This window comes from Bacillus cereus group sp. Bce019, from assembly GCF_051781745.1.
Lineage (GTDB): Bacteria > Bacillota > Bacilli > Bacillales > Bacillaceae_G > Bacillus_A > Bacillus_A cereus.
Genome location: NZ_JBPWJX010000015.1, coordinates 50,961 through 71,535, shown reverse-complemented (window position 1 = coordinate 71,535; position 20,575 = coordinate 50,961). Strand labels below are relative to the sequence as shown.

The window sequence follows — 20,575 nt, the reverse complement described above, 5'->3', positions numbered from 1 at the left end:
TTTACACCCTCTTTTTTGTTAATTTAAGTAATACTTTGCTTAAGCTTTCTTCCGTAAGATCCTCTGCATCAGCAAAATCTGATACCGTAAAAGCAGACTCTGTTGTTGGTTTATTTATAAGTTGACGGAGATGCCTTAACATACCATCTGCTATCACTTGAATTTTTAATTTAGAAAACTGTTCCCTACTATACATCCAAATAAAATGTAACTTTTCATCTTTCACCATTCCGATAACTTCAATTAGATGAGATGGTTTGGAATCTGGAGCATGATCTAAAAATGTAAATCCTGTCTCTTGCATAAACAAAGAGTCCCTTGAAAACACCTGATCAAATTGGCCCAAATAGTTAAAGCTTATTGAAGGCTTTTGCTGATAAAACGGAAGTAATCCTTTATTCAAGTAACGTAAAATACCATAGTCAACTCCGCGATTTGGAATTCGACGTAATTGTTCTTTGACAGCCTTTAACCCTTCAATAGGTGTCTGAGTTCCTTGAAAATTGAGATGAACGGGATAAATACTCGTGAACCAGCCCACTGTCCGTGATAAATCAATACCTTCAATCATCTCTTCTCTTCCGTGTCCTTCTAGATGAATAGAAACGGTTTGCTGATTTATACAATCAACGATAGCTTGTCCTAATGCCGTTAATAGTACCTCATCAATCCTTGTCTTATGAGTGACTAGAACTTCGTGTAACAATGTTTGTGTTTCTTCTATTCCTAAAGTCCTCGTCACTTGATCAATCGATTCTTCTGTCGTTTCTTGTATTGGATAGTCCATTGGAATTTTCATCGTTTCTTTTTCTACTTGTTCATTCCAATAATTTTGTACTTCTTTTGAAATCCCCGAATCACTGTATGTCTGGAGTCGTTCAGACCACTCTTTAAAAGATGTACTTTTCGCAGGTAAGCGAACTTCTTGACCTTGTTTCATCTGGTTATATACCACCTGTAAATCTTCCAATAGAATCCTCCATGACACTCCATCTACTACTAAATGATGAATCACCCAGAATATTCGATCATTTCCAGTCAAGTTATCTTCAAAGTACACTACTCTCATTAACGGACCAGTAACTAAATTGAAACTAGCTTGATTAATGTTCATCTCTTCTTGTATTATTTTATTCCACTCTTTTTCATTAACTTGATTACGTTTTACAACATGGAGTACTGACAGCTCATCAGTCCCTTCATTTCTCTGCCTCCACGTTCCGTTTGGTAACTGTTCGTACCGGAAACGTAAAGCATCATGATGCTTCAGTAAATTTAATATCGCTCCCTCTAGTAATTTCACATTCAATCTTTCTTTTACTCTTAAAAGCATTGATTGATTCCAATGCTCTGTATGTGGATGTTCTTGCTCGAAGAACCAGCACTGAATTGGAGTAAGAGGCACATCACCTATCACAATTCCCTGCTCCGCTTGTACTCCCTGCGTTTCTATAGCCACTTGTGCCAGCTCAGCGATAGTTGGGCATTCAAACATTTGCTTTGGAGTAAGTTTTAACCCCACTTGACTTGCTTGAGATATGATTTGAATACTGAGAATCGAGTCGCCACCAATTTCAAAGAAATTATCATAGATTCCCACCTTTTTAACACCTAATACTCGCTTCCAAATGGTAGTCAGTGTCTGTTCGTTACTATTCCGAGGGCCAACCCATTCACTATTAATCTGCTTTTCCTCTGGCATAGGTAAGGCCTCACGATCAACTTTACCGTTAGCTGTAAGTGGAATAGCTTCCATCGCCACAAATCCCGAAGGAACCATATAACTTGGTAGTTTCGCTTTAAGATACTCTCTCCACGCATCTACATTTCCATCTCCTACAACATATGCTACTAATCTTTTATCGCCCGGCTGATCTTCTCTTACAATTACAACTGCCTCTGTTACAGATGCATATGTATTTAAAGTAGACTCAATTTCCCCAATCTCAATTCTGAAACCACGTATTTTAACCTGATGATCAATTCTTCCACGATAATCTAGATTCCCATCTGGCAAATACCTAGCTAAGTCTCCTGTCCGGTATAATCTTTCTTTCGGATTACTACTAAATGGATGAGATATAAAACGCTCTGCTGTTAATTCAGGTCTATTTAAATATCCACGTGCCAATCCTGCTCCACCAATATAAAGTTCACCATCAACACCTATAGGAACAGGTTGTTGATAAGCGTCTAGTATATACACTTCTAAATCGGGAATCCGCTTTCCAATATTACTTCTTGAAGCATGCTGCACATCATCTAGAGTAATTGGATAATATGTAACATGAACTGTAGTTTCTGTAATTCCATACATATTAATTAACTGTGGTTTTTTCTCCCCATACCTTTGAAACCACGGTAACAAGCCAATAGGTTCTAACGCTTCTCCGCCAAATATCACGTAACGCAGCTGCAAATTTTTATTCTTATCTTCTTGTTCACACACTCGTATTAATTGGCGGAATGCGGAAGGTGTCTGATTTAGAACTGTGACTTCTTCCTCCACCAATACTTGATAAAAATCCTTAGGTGATCGACTAATCCAGTACGGAACAACAACTAATTTCCCACCATATAATAACGCTCCCCAAATTTCCCATACTGAGAAATCAAATGCATACGAATGAAAAAGCGTCCAAGTATCTTTTTCATTAAACTGATACAAACAATCCGTCGATTTAAATAACCGTATAACATTGTGATGCTCTATCATAACGCCTTTTGGATTTCCCGTTGATCCCGAAGTATAGATTACATATGCCAGATTTTTGGGACCGACACTAGAAACCGGCAAAGTCTTACTTTCTTTCCCAATCTCATCTTGATCACGATCCAGGCAAATCGACTCAACATTTTCTGGTAACCAGTTCAATTCTTTTAAACTTTCTTGCGTTACGAATAACTGAATGCTAGCATCTTCTAAAATATATTGAAGTCGCTGCTCTGGATATGTTGGATCAAGCGGAACATAAGCCCCACCAGCCTTCAAAATCCCTAAAATACCTACAATCATTTCGAGGGAACGTTCAACGCACAGTCCAACTAAAGTATCAGGTCCTACTCCCTTTTTCTGCAAATAATGAGCTAACTGGTTTGCACGTTCATTAAGCTCCTTATAAGTAATTTTTTCTTTTTCATACGTAACTGCAATAGCATTTGGATAAATCATCGCTTGCCGTTCGAACATTTCATGAATAGTTACTTGAGGTGGGACATCCAGTTTAGGATTGTTGAACTCAACTAAACTTTTTCTTTTATCTTCCTCAGAAATGATTTCTATTTCAGCCACCTTCTGCTTTGGGTTTTCAAAAATATTTTCCAGTATCACTAGCATAACGTTAAAGAATCGTTCTATCTCTTCCTTAGAAAATAGCTCCTCACGATAATCAATATGTACATGTAAAGAGTCTATATCAATTAGATTTTCAATATGAACTGCAAAATCTTGTACTTCTTCACGGTTTGGAATCCATAGTGAGTCACCACTTTCATCACGATCCCTATAATCAATCGTAGTTCCGAAAAGTCTCACATTACTGTTATTCTCTTTATTAATCTGCTTTAATAACAAATCAAATGGATATTTCTGGTGTCTTAATGATTTACTTTGTTTTCTGGACACTCTACTAATAAATGAAAGTACTTCTTCTTCTGGATCAATATCCATTCTTAAAGGAACTGTACTCACCATCATTCCAATCAATTTTCGTTCCATTTTAGTCATACGGTTGCCGTAAGCCATTCCTAAACCAATATCAAGCGATGAGGTCCACCGATACATGGACAACGAAAAAGCAGCAACAAAAAGAGTATATAAACTATTTTTGTAATCTTCAGAAAATTTATCTATCTTTCTCTTCAAATGTTCCGTTAATATAAACGTCTCACGTGATGCTTTTGTACTAACTTGGTACGTATTATAAGGCTTCAATCCAGTCACAGATGGCAGTGTTTTAAATTCCTCTAACCAAAATTTTTGATCTTTTTGAAAGCGACTACTATTCAAGTATGTTTGTTCGTTGGTCAGAAATTGAACATATGAATTTTTAATTTCGCCTTCCTCATTCTCGTTATGCATGTCATAATAATATTTTGCAATCTGCTCAGTAAATATTTGAATTGATAAACCATCCATAATAATATGATGAACATTTCCAAAGACTGCACATTCATTATCGTTTAATTTTATTAAAGCGAAATAGTATAAATTTGAATTAAATAATGTAAACGTTTCTTTTGTTTTCTGCTCAATCCATTCCTCAAGCAAATTTGTATTCTCCACATTACTGAAATCAAAAAACTCAAATTCTTGTTCTTCATGTTTAGTAAAATATTGTTTCGGTTCCTGATGCCCATTTTCTTTTAACCTAATGCACAGACCGTCATTTTCACTGATAACGCGATTCACAACTTGGTTTAATTTTGAATAATTCATTTTTCGATGAAGTTTAAATAAAAATCTTAAATTACATATTCCTTTATCAGAATGAACGACTTCTGTATACCATATTCTTCGCTGCGGATGGCTTAATGGATAGCATTCCTCATTGGTCATAAAAATCTTCCCTTCAAAAATTATTTGCTCTTATAGGTTCGTGTTTATGTTTAGCCCATAAATATTTCTGCAGTGAAACTCCAATTACTCCAATAATAACAAGCCCAATCCCTCCATAAACATAGAGTTGAGTTACTCCAAACAAATGCACTAATGGACCACTCATAGCAGGAGAAATAATTAGAACTGCGTTTGTTAAACTGCTTTGTATACCAAATACTCTTCCTACTTGATCTTGATCGGATTCTATTTGTAAAATGACTTGATTAGATACAAGCATCAGCCCACTTCCGATACCAGCGATAAAACTAATTAAATAAGCTAAAACGAAGACCGTACCGGGCGTTATCAAACCAATCCCCCCAAAACCAATTCCCATTAAAACCATACCTCCACATACTACCCAGCCATATTGAAATTGTTTTAATTTCTGAGTTAGTAATGCACCAAGTATTCCGCCAAGACCAATAATAGAAATGATATATCCCATTTTACTTTTATCATGTGGGAATAAGCTCTTAAATAAAGTTGGGAATTGTGAGTCTACTAATTGTAATACCGCCATGGCTATTGTAACGAAAATCATGGTTGATAATATTATCCGATTAGATAACACATAACCCCACCCTTGTACCCAAGCGGTCCAAGTACTTTGTTTTTGCTGTTCAACAAATTCTTTCGATATAGTTTCTTTAAATTTTATTGTGGGTATGAGAACTAAGGTAGCTAATAAACAACTTATAGCTCTTATAATGAGGCAGAACTCTGGTTGAAACCAGCTCAACAACATGCCCCCTATAAGGGGGCCTACTATCTTGGTACCCTGCTCTACTATTCCGTTGATACTTACTGCTTTAGTAAGCAAGTCCGGGGATACAATCTGTCTTGTTAGTGTTTGCTGTGCAGGATAATAGAAAACAATAAAAATGGAACGAATCATTAATGCCACTAAGAGCCAGTGGATATCTTGTACAAATAAAAGAGCAATTGTTATTAGACCAACCATTAGATTACAGAACATCATAATTGGAATTTTTCTAAAACGATCTGCAATAACACCTGCCCATGAGCCAAAAATAATTCCAGGAAGTGCATATGCAACAGGAATCAATCCAATCATAGTAGGATCTACTTCCCATTCAAACCCAACTATAGTCATAATCGCTAACATATCAATAAAAACACCAAGCATAAGCAATGAATAGGCAGAGAAAACTTGTAAATAAACCCTATTTCCTAATAGGCCTTTTGAATCAGTAGTTTTCATAAAAGCAAGCTCCTTAGGTTACTAATATAAACGCTTTTGCGTATAAGGTACCTCTTTATTAAACCTAATTAATCATTATTGACATCTCACCTAGAATTTAACTTCGCCAAAACTCAAACCGGTCTTATTTTTCATATATTTAAAATAGTCAGACAGACGAAAGCGTACCTATTTCTTCATTTTTATATCAACTGTTACAAAATATATCTTTACCTTACACTAATAACAGCTAAACGTTGCCTTAATATAACCCTTTACAGTCGTTTACACATTCAATTCACATCCTTTTTAAAGTTGGCTTTTTTCTATCTCAAATACTATCACACAAATATTTCACCTACTATATTCATAAAGTTGAAATATTTGAATCAGAAAATTCGGATAAAAAACCAAATCCACAAATCATAACAAACTATTATTTATTTATATTTTCATTTTATAGATAGCTTTAACCATAAGGGTATCAAGAATTAAGTTTTTTAATTTTATTAACATAATAGTTTAAAGAGACCGTAAATCCTACTAAACAAAAAAATATACAATAAAGTATATTTTTTTCTTATCCTACATATTTTCTATGCAAATTAATTCCAATAACTAAACTTAATAATAAAAATATAATATTACCAATCACTAATGTACTCATAACAAGAATTGAATAATATAGTATTAATACTTCTGCACCTACTACCTATTTTATTTATTGGATATTTATACTTCAAAAAAATTACACATCATTCACAATTAGGATACATACCCAAAATATGTTTTGAACGTTTTATTATATTTTAAGATAATATAAAATCAGTTTTTCTATAAGAGAACTTAATTTTTATGTAGTACGAAACTGTTAGTAATACAGTATATACTAATTTAGTTATAAAAACATTTAAAGATCACCTATTTCCATAAGTGATCTTTCTTTGTGATTCTGTATTTGTGCACTACTGTAGAAATATATCGTAGAAACGCTTTGTTTGCTAAATGTTTAGTTCTTTCCATTTACTAAAAAACATAGCTTCATACACTTAATATCATATTCGTTACATTGCAAACTATCATTTTGTCTTCTGTACAGGCAAACTACTAAAAATTAGTTCAGCAACTTTTACATATCCTTTTGAGTTTGGATGAATTAAATCCTTAGACCAAAGCGTATTGTCATTAACTAAATGATGATTCCAAAAATCAACATGATGAAGCTTATACTCTCTGCTCAGTGAATGTATAACTTCATTTGCCTCTAATAATTGTTCTTTTATTACTTGTTTTTTTTCAGAAGCAAAAGGAAGCCTAACTGTAAAATCTGGAAGGTTTGCTATAATAATATCAGCCCCTGCTTTACTTAATGTATCTATCATAAATTCCATATCGTTCTTATATGCATCATGATTCCAACGTCCTTTTAAAACATCGTTTGCCCCTGCAATGAGACTAACCAAATCTGGATTAAAAGTTAGCGCCTTTTCCAATTGCTGCGATTGAATTTCTTTAGTTACTAACCCACGCTTTGCAAAATTGGCATATTCTATATCATTTTCACACAGTTGAACAAAATGATCTACCCAGCTTTTTAATGCAATTCCCTCAACTTCATCCCCTATCCCCTCTGTCAAACTATCGCCAATTGCTACAAATCGCTTCCACATTTGTATTCCCCCTTTATTGTTAACCATATCTATACTATACAATAGCTCACACCGTAATTGTTATTTCTAAGTGGTTTTCGATTTCGATTATATTCCACTTTACTATATTTACATTTAGAATCCAAAATTGACCGATTCCTAAGTATACTTAGGAATCGGTCATATTCATATATTTACTAAAGAAATACAATCTATCTAGGAATTATACTTTTTTCAAAAAATTTGTTGTTCTTTGTTTTGCCCAGTCGATACATTTCTTTTCGATTAAATGATATGAAACTATAGAAAAAAGTAGTGTCATTGCAATGCACAAAGTAAGAAGGAAAAAGATAGGTATCTTTGTATACAATAGTTTAAATAGTACCATCATGATTGGAAAATGACACAAATAGATACTGTATGAAATTTCTCCTAAATATACAAATACACTCTTATTTAGAAATGCTTTTACTTTTAGGTTACTCATAGCCATTATAATAAATATACTAACCCCCATTACGACACCCCAATCTTTTAATAAGAAAGTTGTATCATTACGGGAAAAACCATAAATTAAAATGGAATATAAATATAGGATAACCCCTAATGCAATAAGAAATCCTTTTTTAAATTTTTTCATATTCCTATATGAGTAGATAAGTTTTTCCTGATACTTAAAAAGTAACATTCCAACCATAAACATAGATGTAAAATGCAGTGTATCAGCATAACCATTATAAAATCCTTCAGCTTTCCCAATATGCAACATATTAAGAACAACACTAATTAATGAAAAGCTCAAAGCAAATAGTATCGTTTTCGTCCAATTCAGTTTATAAAAAAGAAGGAATAACAAAGGAAACACAATAGATATACGCATTTCTTGAGCCAATGACCAAATAACTGGATTATAATTTTCCGTAAAAAAGTTATTAAGAAGCACAAAGTGGTTTAGAATATCTAATTTCGTTATAGACCCTTGCCACCTATCATAGAACCAATCCCGTAGTCCTACCACTTCATACGACGAAAATAAAATAAATAAAACAAAGGTAACGATTATCCAAAAATAATAAGGAATATAGATTCTTACAAATCTCTTAATTAAATATCCCCAATAATTTGTTTTTGAATGATAAAGTGCCATAGATAACACAAAACCACTTAGTACATAAAAAACAATAACAGCTTCCCCACCCGCCCATAAAAACCTAAGCGGGGAAAATTTAATAGAATTAGGCAACGATGGTAGCATTAAACAAAAATGTCCAAATACCACAGTAAGTGCCGCTAACCCTCGTATGGAATCTAATTCTTTTATTCTCTTACTCATAAAATGTTCTCCTTGTAAAATATAAATCTTGCTGTTCATAAAGGCCACTATAAGAATGTAGTGTAGAATTGTACATATTGTTTCTTTAAATTTCTAATATAAGCAGTACAAAGTTAATTTTACCTCCATTTCTTTATATACATAATTTAAAACAAAACATTTAATACAAAGAAAAGATTTTATTAAATTTTTATAAAGTGAAACATTTAGTTGTATCCTATAAAATTAGCTTTTTATTATATCAATCGCACTATCCCACATACCACTAAAAAAAGATCCTGTTTTACGCATAAAACGTGTAAACCACTTTGCTTGTTCCACATCAGATTTTGTTACAAGGTCTATTTGTAATGATTTACCTGATAAAAACCCAGGATCTGTATTATCTTTAGGCGAGATAATCATTTTACTAATTGTTACACCTTTTTTAATAGGCACTTCTTGTTTTTTATTCAATACTTTAAATTCTTTTTTATAAATGTCTTTATTGCCCTTCGGCATTGGAAGTGAAACAGCTTGCTTCGTTTGAACTACTACATCTTTGTCTTTTGCATTTGCTACTCGCACTGTTTCATGCCCTTTTACTACTGAATCTTTTCTGTAGACATTCTTCACTTCAAAATTCGCAAATCCATAATCGTATAATTTCTTTGTTTCATCAAAACGTGCCGTATGAGATTTTGCTTTTATCACTACAGAAATTAGGCGCATACCATTTCTTTCTACTGTACCAGTGAAACAATCTCCCGCTTCTGGAGTCGTTCCTGTTTTCAAACCATCTACACCTTCATATTGCTTAATTAAACCTTTTAACATCCAGTTAAAGTTCGCCATATCAATTGGATATTTACCACCCTCTTGGAATGTTTTTTTAGGAATTTTTGCTGTATTTAATATTTGGGGGAAATCTTGAATAAGACGTTGTGCTAAAATTGCACAATCCCTTGCAGACATTTTATTTTTCTCGTCTAGAGTTGTCCCTTCTGGATGATATTCTTTTAAATCGTGATTTGTTAAGCCTGTAGAGTTTACAAATTTATAATCTTTCATTCCAAACTCTTTCGACTTATCGTTCATCATTTTTACAAAGTTGACTTCTTTACCAGCAATCTCTTCAACTAAAGCAATTGTTGCACCGTTTGCAGAGTAAATTGCCATTGCCTCATATAACTCTTTTACCGTATAAGAGCCACCATTTTCTAATGGAACGTTTGATAATGAACGATCTTGCGAAATCTTATGTGCATATTCAGAGATTTTAACTTTTTGATCCCATTTAAGTTTTCCTTTATCCACCGCTTCATGAACTAAGTATTCGCTCATCATTTTTGTCATACTAGCAATTGCCAATGATTCATCTGCATTTTTTTCATATAAAATTTTCCCGGAATTTGCTTCTATTAAAATTGCTGATCCTGCTTCAACCTCTATAGCAGAAACTGTTTCCGCTGCTGCTCTTCCAAATGTAACGAACATGCTAAAAAATAGTGTAAGCACTGTTACTATTGCAATAAATCTCTTGCAAAACATACCTTTCACTTCTGTTACCTCCAATATTTTTATACTCAAAAAAAGCGTTATTCTAACATAATCTCAAAAAAACAGACAGTGTTCTCAAATTGTATATACATATTAGACGTTAGGATCGCTTTCATATAGACCATCTCATCCGACACTTTTAGGTGCCCTACTACTTTGTATTCCCACACATATCACTATTTTTAATCCCCTTATATTTTTCAAAATGATTCGCACTTTCATATTTTTTAGGATTACAATTAATAGACAATCTAAATAATACATTTGTTCCACATTTACAAAAAATAAAGTGAAACTTTAATCAGTTGGGGTCTTACTGCCCGTTAATGCTTTATTAGCTATCAAGGATTTTAATTACTCAATTCAGCTATTTGCTAGACTTATATTAGAGATGAATTTTCTTTAGTCTAAACTATTAGTTTTTTGTAATAAAAAAACTACACCCTATACTGGATGTAGTTTTTCTAACTGATTTATTTATTTTTCACTTCATTTTTATAAAAAGCAAATAATGGTTCGATGGATGGACTGGATAACAGCGGAATTGCCTTCTCAATCAATTTCCTATCCCAATCAAACCAACGCATTTCCATTAACATGTTTATTTCTGTATCAGTGAATCGTTTCTTTATTTCCTTAGCAGGATTTCCACCAACTATTGTATACGGCGGAACATCTTTACTTACGACAGATCCTGCAGCAACAATTGCCCCTTCACCAATAGTCACGCCAGGCATTATTATAGCATTCATTCCAATCCAAGCATCACTTTGAATGACTGTATCGCCCTTTGGTTCATATGATTGTTTGATTTGCTCAGCGAATGGATATACTGTAATCCATTCTGAGTGATGATTATGATTACCACCCATTAAAATGACTACCCCACTTGCAATGCAAACATAATTCCCAATAATGAGTTTATCAAGATGCCATCCCATCTGTTCAATTGGATTGAAAAGTGCTTGAGACTTAGCATCCCCCCACAAATACCTTACACAGCCATCTTCAAAATTTTGATGGCTATAATAGCCTGAATAATAGGAGTACTCTCCTACTTCAATGAGTGGATTTGTTACTATATCTTTTATATACTTTGTTTCTGACCAATGATTAAATAATGGATACTTCATAACTTTATTCCTCGCTTCTAAGTATTATATATTTTGCTATTTACTTAGAAGCTTACTACGACTGCTACATTTTTTAGCTTTCTCAAACGACGAATCATTATCTTCAAGCCTTTCTTTTATACTATAAAAAAGCATAACGCAATATATTACACTAGTCAAATTGTGTAATTTTGAACACATCTTAAACAGCGTAATACTGCAATAAGAACATGAAAACACTCTAACTTTGATCCAAATAATATATTGATTACATTTAGTTTATATTTTGTAAAAAAATTTTAATTGCCATGACAAAGCAAACAATAACCACTATTGGTCGTATTAATGACGTCCCTTTTGTAAGCACCATCTTCGCTCCAATATACGATCCTATAATTTGACCAAGCATCATAATCAACCCAATTGTCCAATCGATTTGGCCAAAAATAATAAAATATAACAAAGCAGCGAAATTACTTGTAAAATTCAAGATTTTAGCATTTGCAGTTGCTCTCGTAGCACTATATCCACATAAAAGAATGAATGCTAAAGCAATTAAACTACCTGTTCCTGGGCCGAAGAAACCATCATAAAATCCAAGGAATGGAGCCACTGTTAACGCAAACAACAACATACTTATTTTTCTCGGTCGATCTTCGTTTGCTATATTTGGAGATAATAGAAAATAAAGACCAATAATAATAAGTAAAAAAGGTAATATCATGATTAAATATTCTGCTCGTATCTGTAAAACAAGCCATCCACCCAAAACGGATCCAAAAAAGGTCATTAAGATGGACAAACGCATTTCTTTAAGATTAATTTCTTTCTTCTTAATAAAAAACACTGTTGCCATGAGAGTTCCGCTACTCCCTTGTAGTTTATTAGTCGCTATCGCTACAGAAGGAGACATACCTACTAATAACATTATCGGGATAGTTATCATACCACCGCCCCCAGCAATCGTATCTATCCATCCTGCTAATACAGCTACTAAAAATAGTAGTATAAGTAATTCAATAGTAAAATCCATACAAAGAATATGGGGAGGCTTGAGCTATTATAACCCAAACCTCCCCATCGTCCCTCCTCTCTTTAAACTAGTTAATTAAATCTGTAAAGTAACTTTCTTTTTGATCACGTAATCGACTGGAAACGTATTGTCTGCAAACAATTCTTCTTCCATATTTATTGTTTCCAATCGGGATTTTATATTCTTCCTCAGATAACCTTTCCCTACCATGAGTTACATTTGTTTGTTTACCATAGTATGAATTTGGTATAAGTAATAAATCTTCAGATGTAAGTGGAACCTTATAAGTAGGCGTTGTTCGTAAGAGTTCTAAAAACATGTCAAATTTCAATTTTTCTTCTTCACTTTCTCCCACATAAATTAATCTATTTTCCGCTCCATTCAAACAAGTTGCAATAATATCACCATTATCATCTAAAAATATAATTTGGTTTATTTCTCCTACAAATCCCGATATTTCACCATCAGCCATTCCTGCGATATGAGCAATAGGCATTTTACTTACCGCCAATATGTCATCTTTACTGAAGAAATTTTCTTCAAGATGCTTTTGAAGTAATTTTGGGGTTCCAATATGAGTTTGAGTTTTTAAATTTAACACTCCTTTTAATAAAAGAGCATCAACTCTAGTAAATTTGCCACAAGTAATTTCAGACACTATTCGTTTCACGGATTTATTAAGTCTATTTGATACAATTTCTAAATTCGTATTGAATGTTTTCAATCTTGCTTCAATATCTGATTGGTCTTTCATATCTGTATACACTGTGGCATCGTTATGTTGATAAAAGTTCCCGCCACCGGTGCTTGCACCGACATTTCGCAAAACTTCATCGTTGTTTAAAGGTGAAATGAGATGAAATCTATTTTTCCCTGCATGTTCGGATGGGTGAATTAAAGCATCATAATTAAAAAGTGTGGCAAAAAGCCATGTGACCCATTCTGCATAAAAATATTTTTTCATTCTATCGTGTTCGTCTTCGCCATAATTAAAACCTCTGCGATTTTCCCCAGGTAATAGTGTTTCCATAGGATCACATGGAGTATTTTTAATAAGAGTAGGTGGTACGTTTCCACCACAATTCGCTATTTTTATTATATGTAGTAGGTTTTTCATATCTGAATTCGGATTTTTCTTTGAATAGTCAATCAAACAATTAAGCCACTCTTTTGAAAAATATGCTGCTATTTCTTGATCACAAGTATAAGGATTATGAGTTTTCAATTCATTTTCTATCAGATTCTTCATTTTATCCTTCAATACATTAGGAATGCTAATCTCTTCAATTTCTGTAATCTGCAGTATTCCTTTATTCATTATAAAACCTCCGTTGTTTTATTTTTTATACCCTATCTTCTATTAAACAAACTATCCATTTCTTTTTTGCTCCTTCGCTTTTCGTCAGAGCTATTAGAACTACCGATTTACAAATAAAAAACGTGGATTATAAGAGATTTCTTCTTAGGTACATTTCCCCGACGAACCTCTATTGAATTGGTAAATTTAATTTAAAAATCTCTTTCATTTTCTAAAGTTTTCCTAATTTTAAAATCAGAATTTTCAATACAACTATGTTAACATTAAAAATATAACACGAAACCAAAAAATGTAAATGAATAGTTTTTTTATAAAAAATAGTCAGACTATTTATGAAGTAATTCGTATTCCATTGAACGAACTACGGCCCCTCAATTTTATTGATAACAATAAAAAACCCCCCTAAATTGATAGAGGAATTTTTTTCAAGTATATTCTATTTTAAAGTTCTTACTTACCTTTTACCCCGCTATTTGCCGGGCAGTAAGACCCCTACCTTAAAATACAGCGGAAGCAAAGAAGTTAGGTGGGGGTTCGGGCTGCCCATAAAAGCAAGATTGGTGAGGGCTGATAATCAGTGGGGATGAACAAAACTCCCCCTGATTAAAGTTTCACTTTATTTTAAAAGATATTGCTGTAACTTCTTTATTAACAGTTCCATCCCGTTTGGACTTACAATAATCTTCCCATTCGCTAACGAAATATTGCTGTCTGAAATATCCCCTGTAAGTGCACAAGCTCTTGGAGATTGATATTTTCGTAAAATAATCTGGTCCTCTTCTATAAACATTTCAAGAGAATCTTTTTCTACAATTCCTAAACTCCGTCTTATTTCCATTGGAATAACAATACGCCCCATGCTATCTGCTTTACGAGTAATTCCTCTTGATTTCATAAAATGCCACCCTTTATATTTATCTAATATTACGGTATTTATTTTAGCAATAAACAACAATTAGGAATAGTTCGTATTACAGTACTTTTTTTAGAAAAAAATAACAATTAGGAATAGTTTATGTTAGAATTCTTTCTTGTTTATTCTTGATTTTTAATATATTTTTCCTTGATCATTTTTATATATTGTTTTCTTTCAGTTAGTTCAAATATAAATAATGCTTTTTTTATGTCTGTTAAACCAACTTCATTAGAGTGCTGAACTTTCAATAAAATTGCACCTTTTTCAAAAAATAATTCACCTAATAAGTATAAAGTATTCATATTTATCGCTAATTTTATACCTATTTCACTATACTTTATTGCTTCTTCATATTGATTTGCAAGGTGTAAACATTTTGTTAACGTATGAATGAGTCTTAATTTGATTTCTTTTTCTCTAGGAAATTCTATCTTATTAAAATTAATTAAACTTTGTTTTGATATATTTATACTTTTCTCATACTCTTCATTTTCTGCATGTATTATAGCAATTGAATTCATTATGCTTATTTCTTTTTCTGATAAAAAGTTACTACTACTTAAGGTTTGTTTTAGTGCTCTATTTAAAATGTCAAACGCATTACTTGTTGCTCCATTTACATAATATATAGCAATCGCTTCATGCCATAATAGAAATTGTTTATCTTCTTTTGATTGAAAATTATTCTCATCTTTCTCTTTTTTTACTATTTCGTAAAGCTCATTATATTGTTTTTGTTTCACACAATCTCTCATTACACATTTTACATTTTCAATATATTTTATTTTTTTATTTTTGGTTAGTGCGAATATATAATTTGGATCAATACCAAGTCTTTCAGATAATTGATACAACAATATGCTAGATGGATAAATAATACCTTTTTCTATCTTACTAATTTGACTTTGTGAACATATTCCATGACATAATTCAGATTGTGACATGTTTTTTTTCTTTCTAAGTTCTTTAATAATAATACCAAGATTGTAGAATTCCATCTTTCCTCCCTCAAATGTAACACTTTATGAGTATAAGAATATTTCCCAACTTTTAATGTAATGTAAAATTAATATAGTTACAATTACTAATTATATGGATTTATAGTTTCTTTTACAAACTTGTATTACAATACGAGAAATTATTAAAATATGGTTCACTAATAATTAATGGGAGTTTTATCCCCCCACTGATTATTAGTCCACTCCAGGCAGGCTTTTACAGGGAGTTCGACTTCTTTGCCACATCTAAATTTTGAGGTGGGAGTCTTACTATCCGCAAATAGCCTGATTAAAATAAATATGATTTTTTACCTTTATTTCTTTTAATAGTTTCTTTTGATTTTTATATAAATAATTTCGAAGGAGCGTATTTTATGAAAAGAATGTTGACCGAAAGAGAGTTAGAAGTAGCTATTTATGTAGCAAAAGGATATACAGATGCAGAAATTTCCAAAAAAATATATATTACCCCTCGAAGAATTTCAACGATAATTAATCATATTAAAGAAAAATGGCATATTAATTCTAGAGTGGAATTAGGTATTTTAGTTTATCATTATGGTTTTATAGATGCACCCTTATTTTCAAATAAAAAAATTCAGCTATGTAAAAAGGTTGTACAATAGATAGCGGAATATAACGAGTTTAAATTGCAAATAAAAATAGAAGAGCAGACAAATTTTTATTATTTGGTTTACTCCATCACTTTTTAAATTTCATACATTAATATAAAAAGGTTAGAGAATTAACTTCTCTAACCTTTTTATATACACTATTAGGTTTCAAACAGTAAAGATGCCCTAATGCTACCATTGATCCTGTTCCCTATTCAACCCTGTATAAACACAAAAAAGAATCAGACATTACCACTATTCAAACCAGTTACAATTCTCTCTTTCATTTTCTGTAATACTTCACTGCTCAATACTTTTTGACCAGTAGGAAGTTTTAATATGGCAGCGGCACCTTTACTAAGGTATATTTCTTGATCATTATTTTGATTTACTACCAATATTCCTTGCCCTTCAAATTCGAAATAACTAATATCTTTTGTTTCATTTGTATTATTCTTTATTGCTGTATATAATCCATATAAATCTTTACTTCTATTTTCTCCGCCCGTTCGAATCGGTTCAGTATCATTCGCAACAATTAGTCCTTCTGGCTGCTCACCCTTCATAATAAACCACAGCTTTTCATTTGTTGGTAATAGTAAATTCTTAAATTCAGAGCTATTTAAAATTTGCTGTGCTGGAATTGTTGCATAGATTGGTAACGAAAATGGAGATGTTGTTATTTTTTCAAAACTTAAATTTTCAGAAGAACTTCCCTTACTATATTGATAATCTTTTAATGCGATCGATTGTACTGATTCACTTTTATTTTTTGATGCATAACTAATTTTACTAGCGAAAATAATAACGGTCATTAAACACATGCACGGTATCACAAGCTTAAGTAGTTTTCCCATTTATGAACCCCCGCTTTTAATATTATTAGTTTGCATGGATATTATAAACAGTTTCACTCCACCAAAAATTATTATTGTTATGGAACGTACTGAAATTATGATTATAATGATCACCATACCAAGGGTCCATGTACGTTATATAATCTGTTCCAGTTGTCCCTTTATAAAACCCATCAAGTACTAGAAAGTGTCCGATGTTAGCTCCATTTTGCCACATAATGAGTGCAATCATCGGCTGATTACTATTAATTTGACTTTTGAACCAATCATAAGATTTTGCTCCAGAACTTATAGCTGAGCTAACCCCATATCCGGATAATCCATATTGTATTTCACGTGAAGTTGCAGGATTATTATATGATCCACCCTTAACATACCTAACGTACTGATCTTGTGAAGGAGTTTTCCCAAAATAATTTAAAACTGAAACCGAAGTGCCTGCCCAACACCAATTTGACCTTTCTTGTAATATGTTAGGTACAAATAATTTACGATCTATTGATGTATTTGGAGGATTTCCATTAATATACGCTGACGTTACATATACTTTTTTTCCATCTTTAAAATAATAAAACCAACGATTATCTAAATTTCCTGTCCAGTAATCTTTAACCGCTTCACCATACTCCCATCCTTTAAAAGATACTGTTGTATTTCCGGGAATCACATCTACAATATTTGCATTCAAACTTTTTGCCTCTCTAACATTTACATTCAATGGAGCTGTTGTTCCTGTAAATTCAACTTCTTCTGCTATTATTTTCTGAACACCAATAAAACTAAATGTGAAGAACAATAAAAACATACAAACAATAAAATGCTTTCTTCCCTTCATTTCTCCACCCCTTCATCAGTACTAAAAAACATCAACAATTCATCCTTATTAATTGTTCAAGCTTAATATTACATACTAACGAAAAATGACTTCTCATAAAGTGAAACTTTGATCAGTAGTGGTTTTATTCATCCCCCACTGATTGTTAGTTAAACCAATCGGGCTGCTCTGCAAATAGCGGGATAAATTCCAATACAAAAAAGGAGCCTATAAATTTTTATAGGCTCCTTTTTATTTCGTCGTTATTACTTAGCTAATTCTTTTGTACCCTTCATTACATCAATGAAGAATCCCCAGTTATTCACTACAGAAGAGATACTGATATGTTCATCTGGAGTGTGGACGTTAAAAATGTCTGGTCCGAATGAAATTGCATCTAATTCAGGCATTTTTTGAACGAATGCGCTACACTCAATCCCCGCATGCACAGCGAAGATTTCAATTTCTTTATTGTATTTTTCTTGATGCACTTTTTCAAATAAATTACGAATTTGTGAGTTTGGATTGTATGGCCATTCTGGATACTCTGACTCTATTTCAAATGTAGCACCAACTAATTCAGCAATATATTTTATTTCTTCTGCAACATGTTGTTTTAAACTACTTACAGAACTTCGCACTTCGTTACGTAATTTAATTTCATCTCGCAATGTTTCAATAACGCCTAAATTCGTTGAGCTTTCTACAAGACCTTTAATATCCATGCTCATACTTTGAATGCCATTTGGAATTAAGAATAATGATGAAATAAGCTGCTTTTGTGTCTCTTTAGCAAATACTTTTTCAACTTTTTCATCCAATTTTGTCAGTGTAACATGAACATCTGGATCAACAGCACGCATTTCTTCTTGTAATACACGTGTCCATGATTCTAGTTTTTCTTCTACTTGTCCTACATCTTCTGTACGAATTAAAATTGTAGCTACACTTTCACGCGGAATTGCATTCGTTTTTAATCCGCCGTGAACTTCACTTATGTTTAACTCCGTATGTGCTGATAAATCACGTAATACTCGTCCTAATACTTTGTTCGCATTACCGCGTTGTTTATCAATTTCCATACCAGAATGTCCGCCTTTTAGACCGCCAACATATAGACGGTATGCATCCATATTCGCTGGCGTTTCATCCCAAATTACGGGAATTGTTGCAACAGCTTTCGCACCACCTGCACTACTTACAAGTAATTTATGATCTTCTTCAGAATCAATATTTATAAATATCTTTCCTTCAAAATGATTCGGATCAATAGCAAAAGCCCCGCCCATTGTCGTTTCTTCTTCAGTAGTGATAACGACTTCAAGTGCTGGATGCGGAATCTCTTTTGAATCTAATAAAGCTAATGCATACGCAACTGCAATACCATTATCAGCACCTAAAGTTGTTTGATTTGCATATAACATGTCCCCAATGATTCGTAATTCAATTGGATCTTTTTCAAAATCATGTACTGTTGCTTGATTTTTTTCGCAAACCATATCCATATGACCTTGGATAATAATAGCTGGTACATTTTCATAACCAGCTGTTGCTTCTTTTTTAATAATGACATTTAATGCTTCATCTTGAATGACTTCTAAGTTACGCTCTTTTGCAAAGCCCACTAAATAATCACTAATTTCCTTTTCATTACCTGATCCTCTAGGAATCTTTGAAATTTCTGCAAAATGATAAAATACAGGGTGCTTTGTTAATTGTTCTAAAGTAGAATACATTTTTCAAGCTCCTCTCCAAATGACAAAATGATATGTAAGTCTTATATCATTATACCATGATTCATTATTTTACCTTTCTTTTTACTTTTATTGTTCATTTTATTTACAACACCCTTACACCATTGTAAGGGTGTTGTAATCTATATCGACTTTTCTTATTAAATAATAGTCCTATAATTTTTAAAGAAATACTTTGAAGGAGATAAAGAAATGAAAAAATTCCCAGTAATTATTACACTATGTTTATTACTTTCTAGTTTTACTATTAGCTGTGAGAGAGCATTACTAAATAGAATTGGTAAAGATGTATATTACATACAGATAAAAGACGAAGAAACTATCGAAAATGTAGATGATAGAAACTTACGAAACTATACGCTGCCCGCATATGATGAAGATGGTGTCAAAAAACAAATTACATTTAGAAGTACAAAAAAAGAAAACGACCATAAATTAAATGAAGACGCGTTTTTACGCCTTTATGTAGATCAAGATGATAATAGCAAAAATGAAATATCATCAATTGAAGTAAAGTCCTATGAAGAGATTCAGAAAGCAGATTTACCTGAAAAAGTAAAAGATAAGTTTACTATTAAATAAAAAAACAAAAGAAAAGAAAATGCTCTATGCATTTTCTTTTGTTCTTTTCACCTGTATATATTTTGAACTACCATTATTCATTAGTTTCTCTAACCGATTTATATTCTCCGTTAATGCACCTTTCACAAGAGAGAAATCTGTATTGGATTCTTCTTTTTTTTCTTTAAAAAACGAAGACTTTTGCACATTGACTTCAGCCATCTCTTCTCCCCCTTTTCAAAAAGATACAACCTTTTATTTATATTATATAGC

Annotated in this window: 16 protein-coding genes; 2 read left to right on the top strand and 14 right to left on the bottom strand. The window is 32.3% G+C overall.

Annotated elements, in window-relative coordinates:
• Position 1: 1 nt before the first annotated feature.
• The 10 genes from ACS2QP_RS19265 to ACS2QP_RS19220 all read right to left on the bottom strand — a co-directional run bounded on the left by ACS2QP_RS19265 (position 2) and on the right by ACS2QP_RS19220 (position 15,702).
• Positions 2–4,558, bottom strand: a complete 4,557-nt coding sequence (locus ACS2QP_RS19265) for an amino acid adenylation domain-containing protein (RefSeq protein WP_438882740.1) — start codon at positions 4,556–4,558, stop codon at positions 2–4.
• 13 nt (positions 4,559–4,571) lie between these two features.
• Positions 4,572–5,825, bottom strand: a complete 1,254-nt coding sequence (locus tag ACS2QP_RS19260; RefSeq protein WP_000858621.1) for an MFS transporter — start codon at positions 5,823–5,825, stop codon at positions 4,572–4,574.
• A 1,058-nt stretch (positions 5,826–6,883) separates the two neighbouring features.
• Entirely contained in the window at positions 6,884–7,474 is a 591-nt protein-coding gene (locus tag ACS2QP_RS19255) for an SGNH/GDSL hydrolase family protein (RefSeq protein WP_326265039.1), read from the bottom strand.
• A 202-nt stretch (positions 7,475–7,676) separates the two neighbouring features.
• Positions 7,677–8,825, bottom strand: a complete 1,149-nt coding sequence (locus ACS2QP_RS19250) for an acyltransferase family protein (RefSeq protein WP_332283251.1) — start codon at positions 8,823–8,825, stop codon at positions 7,677–7,679.
• A 186-nt stretch (positions 8,826–9,011) separates the two neighbouring features.
• The gene (locus ACS2QP_RS19245; protein WP_438882739.1) at positions 9,012–10,325 is read right to left on the bottom strand and encodes a D-alanyl-D-alanine carboxypeptidase family protein; all 1,314 of its coding nucleotides are present in this window, start codon (positions 10,323–10,325) and stop codon (positions 9,012–9,014) included.
• A gap of 473 nt (positions 10,326–10,798) precedes the next feature.
• Positions 10,799–11,458 (bottom strand): CatB-related O-acetyltransferase, encoded by a 660-nt coding sequence (locus ACS2QP_RS19240; protein ID WP_000876938.1) that lies wholly within the window; start codon positions 11,456–11,458, stop codon positions 10,799–10,801.
• Positions 11,459–11,711: 253 nt separating this feature from the next.
• On the bottom strand, positions 11,712–12,470 hold the full coding sequence (locus ACS2QP_RS19235) for a TSUP family transporter (RefSeq protein WP_119683388.1): 759 nt from the start codon (positions 12,468–12,470) through the stop codon (positions 11,712–11,714).
• Positions 12,471–12,537: 67 nt separating this feature from the next.
• A complete protein-coding gene (locus tag ACS2QP_RS19230) occupies positions 12,538–13,788 on the bottom strand; it encodes a hypothetical protein (RefSeq protein ID WP_098771904.1) in 1,251 nt (416 codons plus the stop codon).
• A gap of 616 nt (positions 13,789–14,404) precedes the next feature.
• Positions 14,405–14,683, bottom strand: a complete 279-nt coding sequence (locus tag ACS2QP_RS19225; protein ID WP_000842216.1) for an AbrB/MazE/SpoVT family DNA-binding domain-containing protein — start codon at positions 14,681–14,683, stop codon at positions 14,405–14,407.
• Between the two features lie 140 nt (positions 14,684–14,823).
• Positions 14,824–15,702 (bottom strand): helix-turn-helix domain-containing protein, encoded by an 879-nt coding sequence (locus ACS2QP_RS19220; protein WP_438882738.1) that lies wholly within the window; start codon positions 15,700–15,702, stop codon positions 14,824–14,826.
• 374 nt (positions 15,703–16,076) lie between these two features.
• Between ACS2QP_RS19220 and ACS2QP_RS19215 the strand changes: the two genes are divergently transcribed.
• A complete protein-coding gene (locus ACS2QP_RS19215) occupies positions 16,077–16,328 on the top strand; it encodes a response regulator transcription factor (RefSeq protein WP_438882737.1) in 252 nt (83 codons plus the stop codon).
• A 230-nt stretch (positions 16,329–16,558) separates the two neighbouring features.
• On the opposite strand, the gene ACS2QP_RS19210 is transcribed toward ACS2QP_RS19215, so the two are convergent.
• The 3 genes from ACS2QP_RS19210 to pepD form a co-directional block, all read right to left on the bottom strand.
• Positions 16,559–17,173, bottom strand: coding sequence for a hypothetical protein (locus tag ACS2QP_RS19210; RefSeq protein WP_326265270.1), 615 nt, complete (start codon positions 17,171–17,173; stop codon positions 16,559–16,561).
• A 25-nt stretch (positions 17,174–17,198) separates the two neighbouring features.
• Entirely contained in the window at positions 17,199–18,008 is an 810-nt protein-coding gene (locus ACS2QP_RS19205; RefSeq protein ID WP_326265269.1) for a papain-like cysteine protease family protein, read from the bottom strand.
• A 245-nt stretch (positions 18,009–18,253) separates the two neighbouring features.
• Complete coding sequence (pepD, locus tag ACS2QP_RS19200) at positions 18,254–19,723, bottom strand: beta-Ala-His dipeptidase (protein WP_326265196.1); 1,470 nt, start codon at positions 19,721–19,723, stop codon at positions 18,254–18,256.
• 210 nt (positions 19,724–19,933) lie between these two features.
• Between pepD and ACS2QP_RS19195 the strand changes: the two genes are divergently transcribed.
• Positions 19,934–20,323 (top strand): YxeA family protein, encoded by a 390-nt coding sequence (locus ACS2QP_RS19195; RefSeq protein ID WP_326265197.1) that lies wholly within the window; start codon positions 19,934–19,936, stop codon positions 20,321–20,323.
• 24 nt (positions 20,324–20,347) lie between these two features.
• On the opposite strand, the gene spoIISB is transcribed toward ACS2QP_RS19195, so the two are convergent.
• On the bottom strand, positions 20,348–20,524 hold the full coding sequence (gene spoIISB / locus ACS2QP_RS19190) for a stage II sporulation protein SB (RefSeq protein WP_326265623.1): 177 nt from the start codon (positions 20,522–20,524) through the stop codon (positions 20,348–20,350).
• Positions 20,525–20,575 lie beyond the last annotated feature (51 nt).

Bases quoted from the DNA above. Each gene is read 5' to 3' on its own strand.
- ACS2QP_RS19265 (WP_438882740.1), bottom strand. From the start codon at position 4,558: ATGACCAATGAGGAATGCTATCCATTAAGCCATCCGCAGCGAAGAATA.
- ACS2QP_RS19260 (WP_000858621.1), bottom strand. From the start codon at position 5,825: ATGAAAACTACTGATTCAAAAGGCCTATTAGGAAATAGGGTTTATTTA.
- ACS2QP_RS19255 (WP_326265039.1), bottom strand. From the start codon at position 7,474: ATGTGGAAGCGATTTGTAGCAATTGGCGATAGTTTGACAGAGGGGATA.
- ACS2QP_RS19250 (WP_332283251.1), bottom strand. From the start codon at position 8,825: ATGAACAGCAAGATTTATATTTTACAAGGAGAACATTTTATGAGTAAG.
- ACS2QP_RS19240 (WP_000876938.1), bottom strand. From the start codon at position 11,458: ATGAAGTATCCATTATTTAATCATTGGTCAGAAACAAAGTATATAAAA.
- ACS2QP_RS19235 (WP_119683388.1), bottom strand. From the start codon at position 12,470: ATGGATTTTACTATTGAATTACTTATACTACTATTTTTAGTAGCTGTA.
- ACS2QP_RS19230 (WP_098771904.1), bottom strand. From the start codon at position 13,788: ATGAATAAAGGAATACTGCAGATTACAGAAATTGAAGAGATTAGCATT.
- ACS2QP_RS19225 (WP_000842216.1), bottom strand. From the start codon at position 14,683: ATGAAATCAAGAGGAATTACTCGTAAAGCAGATAGCATGGGGCGTATT.
- ACS2QP_RS19220 (WP_438882738.1), bottom strand. From the start codon at position 15,702: ATGGAATTCTACAATCTTGGTATTATTATTAAAGAACTTAGAAAGAAA.
- ACS2QP_RS19215 (WP_438882737.1), top strand. From the start codon at position 16,077: ATGAAAAGAATGTTGACCGAAAGAGAGTTAGAAGTAGCTATTTATGTA.
- ACS2QP_RS19210 (WP_326265270.1), bottom strand. From the start codon at position 17,173: ATGGGAAAACTACTTAAGCTTGTGATACCGTGCATGTGTTTAATGACC.
- ACS2QP_RS19205 (WP_326265269.1), bottom strand. From the start codon at position 18,008: ATGAAGGGAAGAAAGCATTTTATTGTTTGTATGTTTTTATTGTTCTTC.
- pepD (WP_326265196.1), bottom strand. From the start codon at position 19,723: ATGTATTCTACTTTAGAACAATTAACAAAGCACCCTGTATTTTATCAT.
- ACS2QP_RS19195 (WP_326265197.1), top strand. From the start codon at position 19,934: ATGAAAAAATTCCCAGTAATTATTACACTATGTTTATTACTTTCTAGT.
- spoIISB (WP_326265623.1), bottom strand. From the start codon at position 20,524: ATGGCTGAAGTCAATGTGCAAAAGTCTTCGTTTTTTAAAGAAAAAAAA.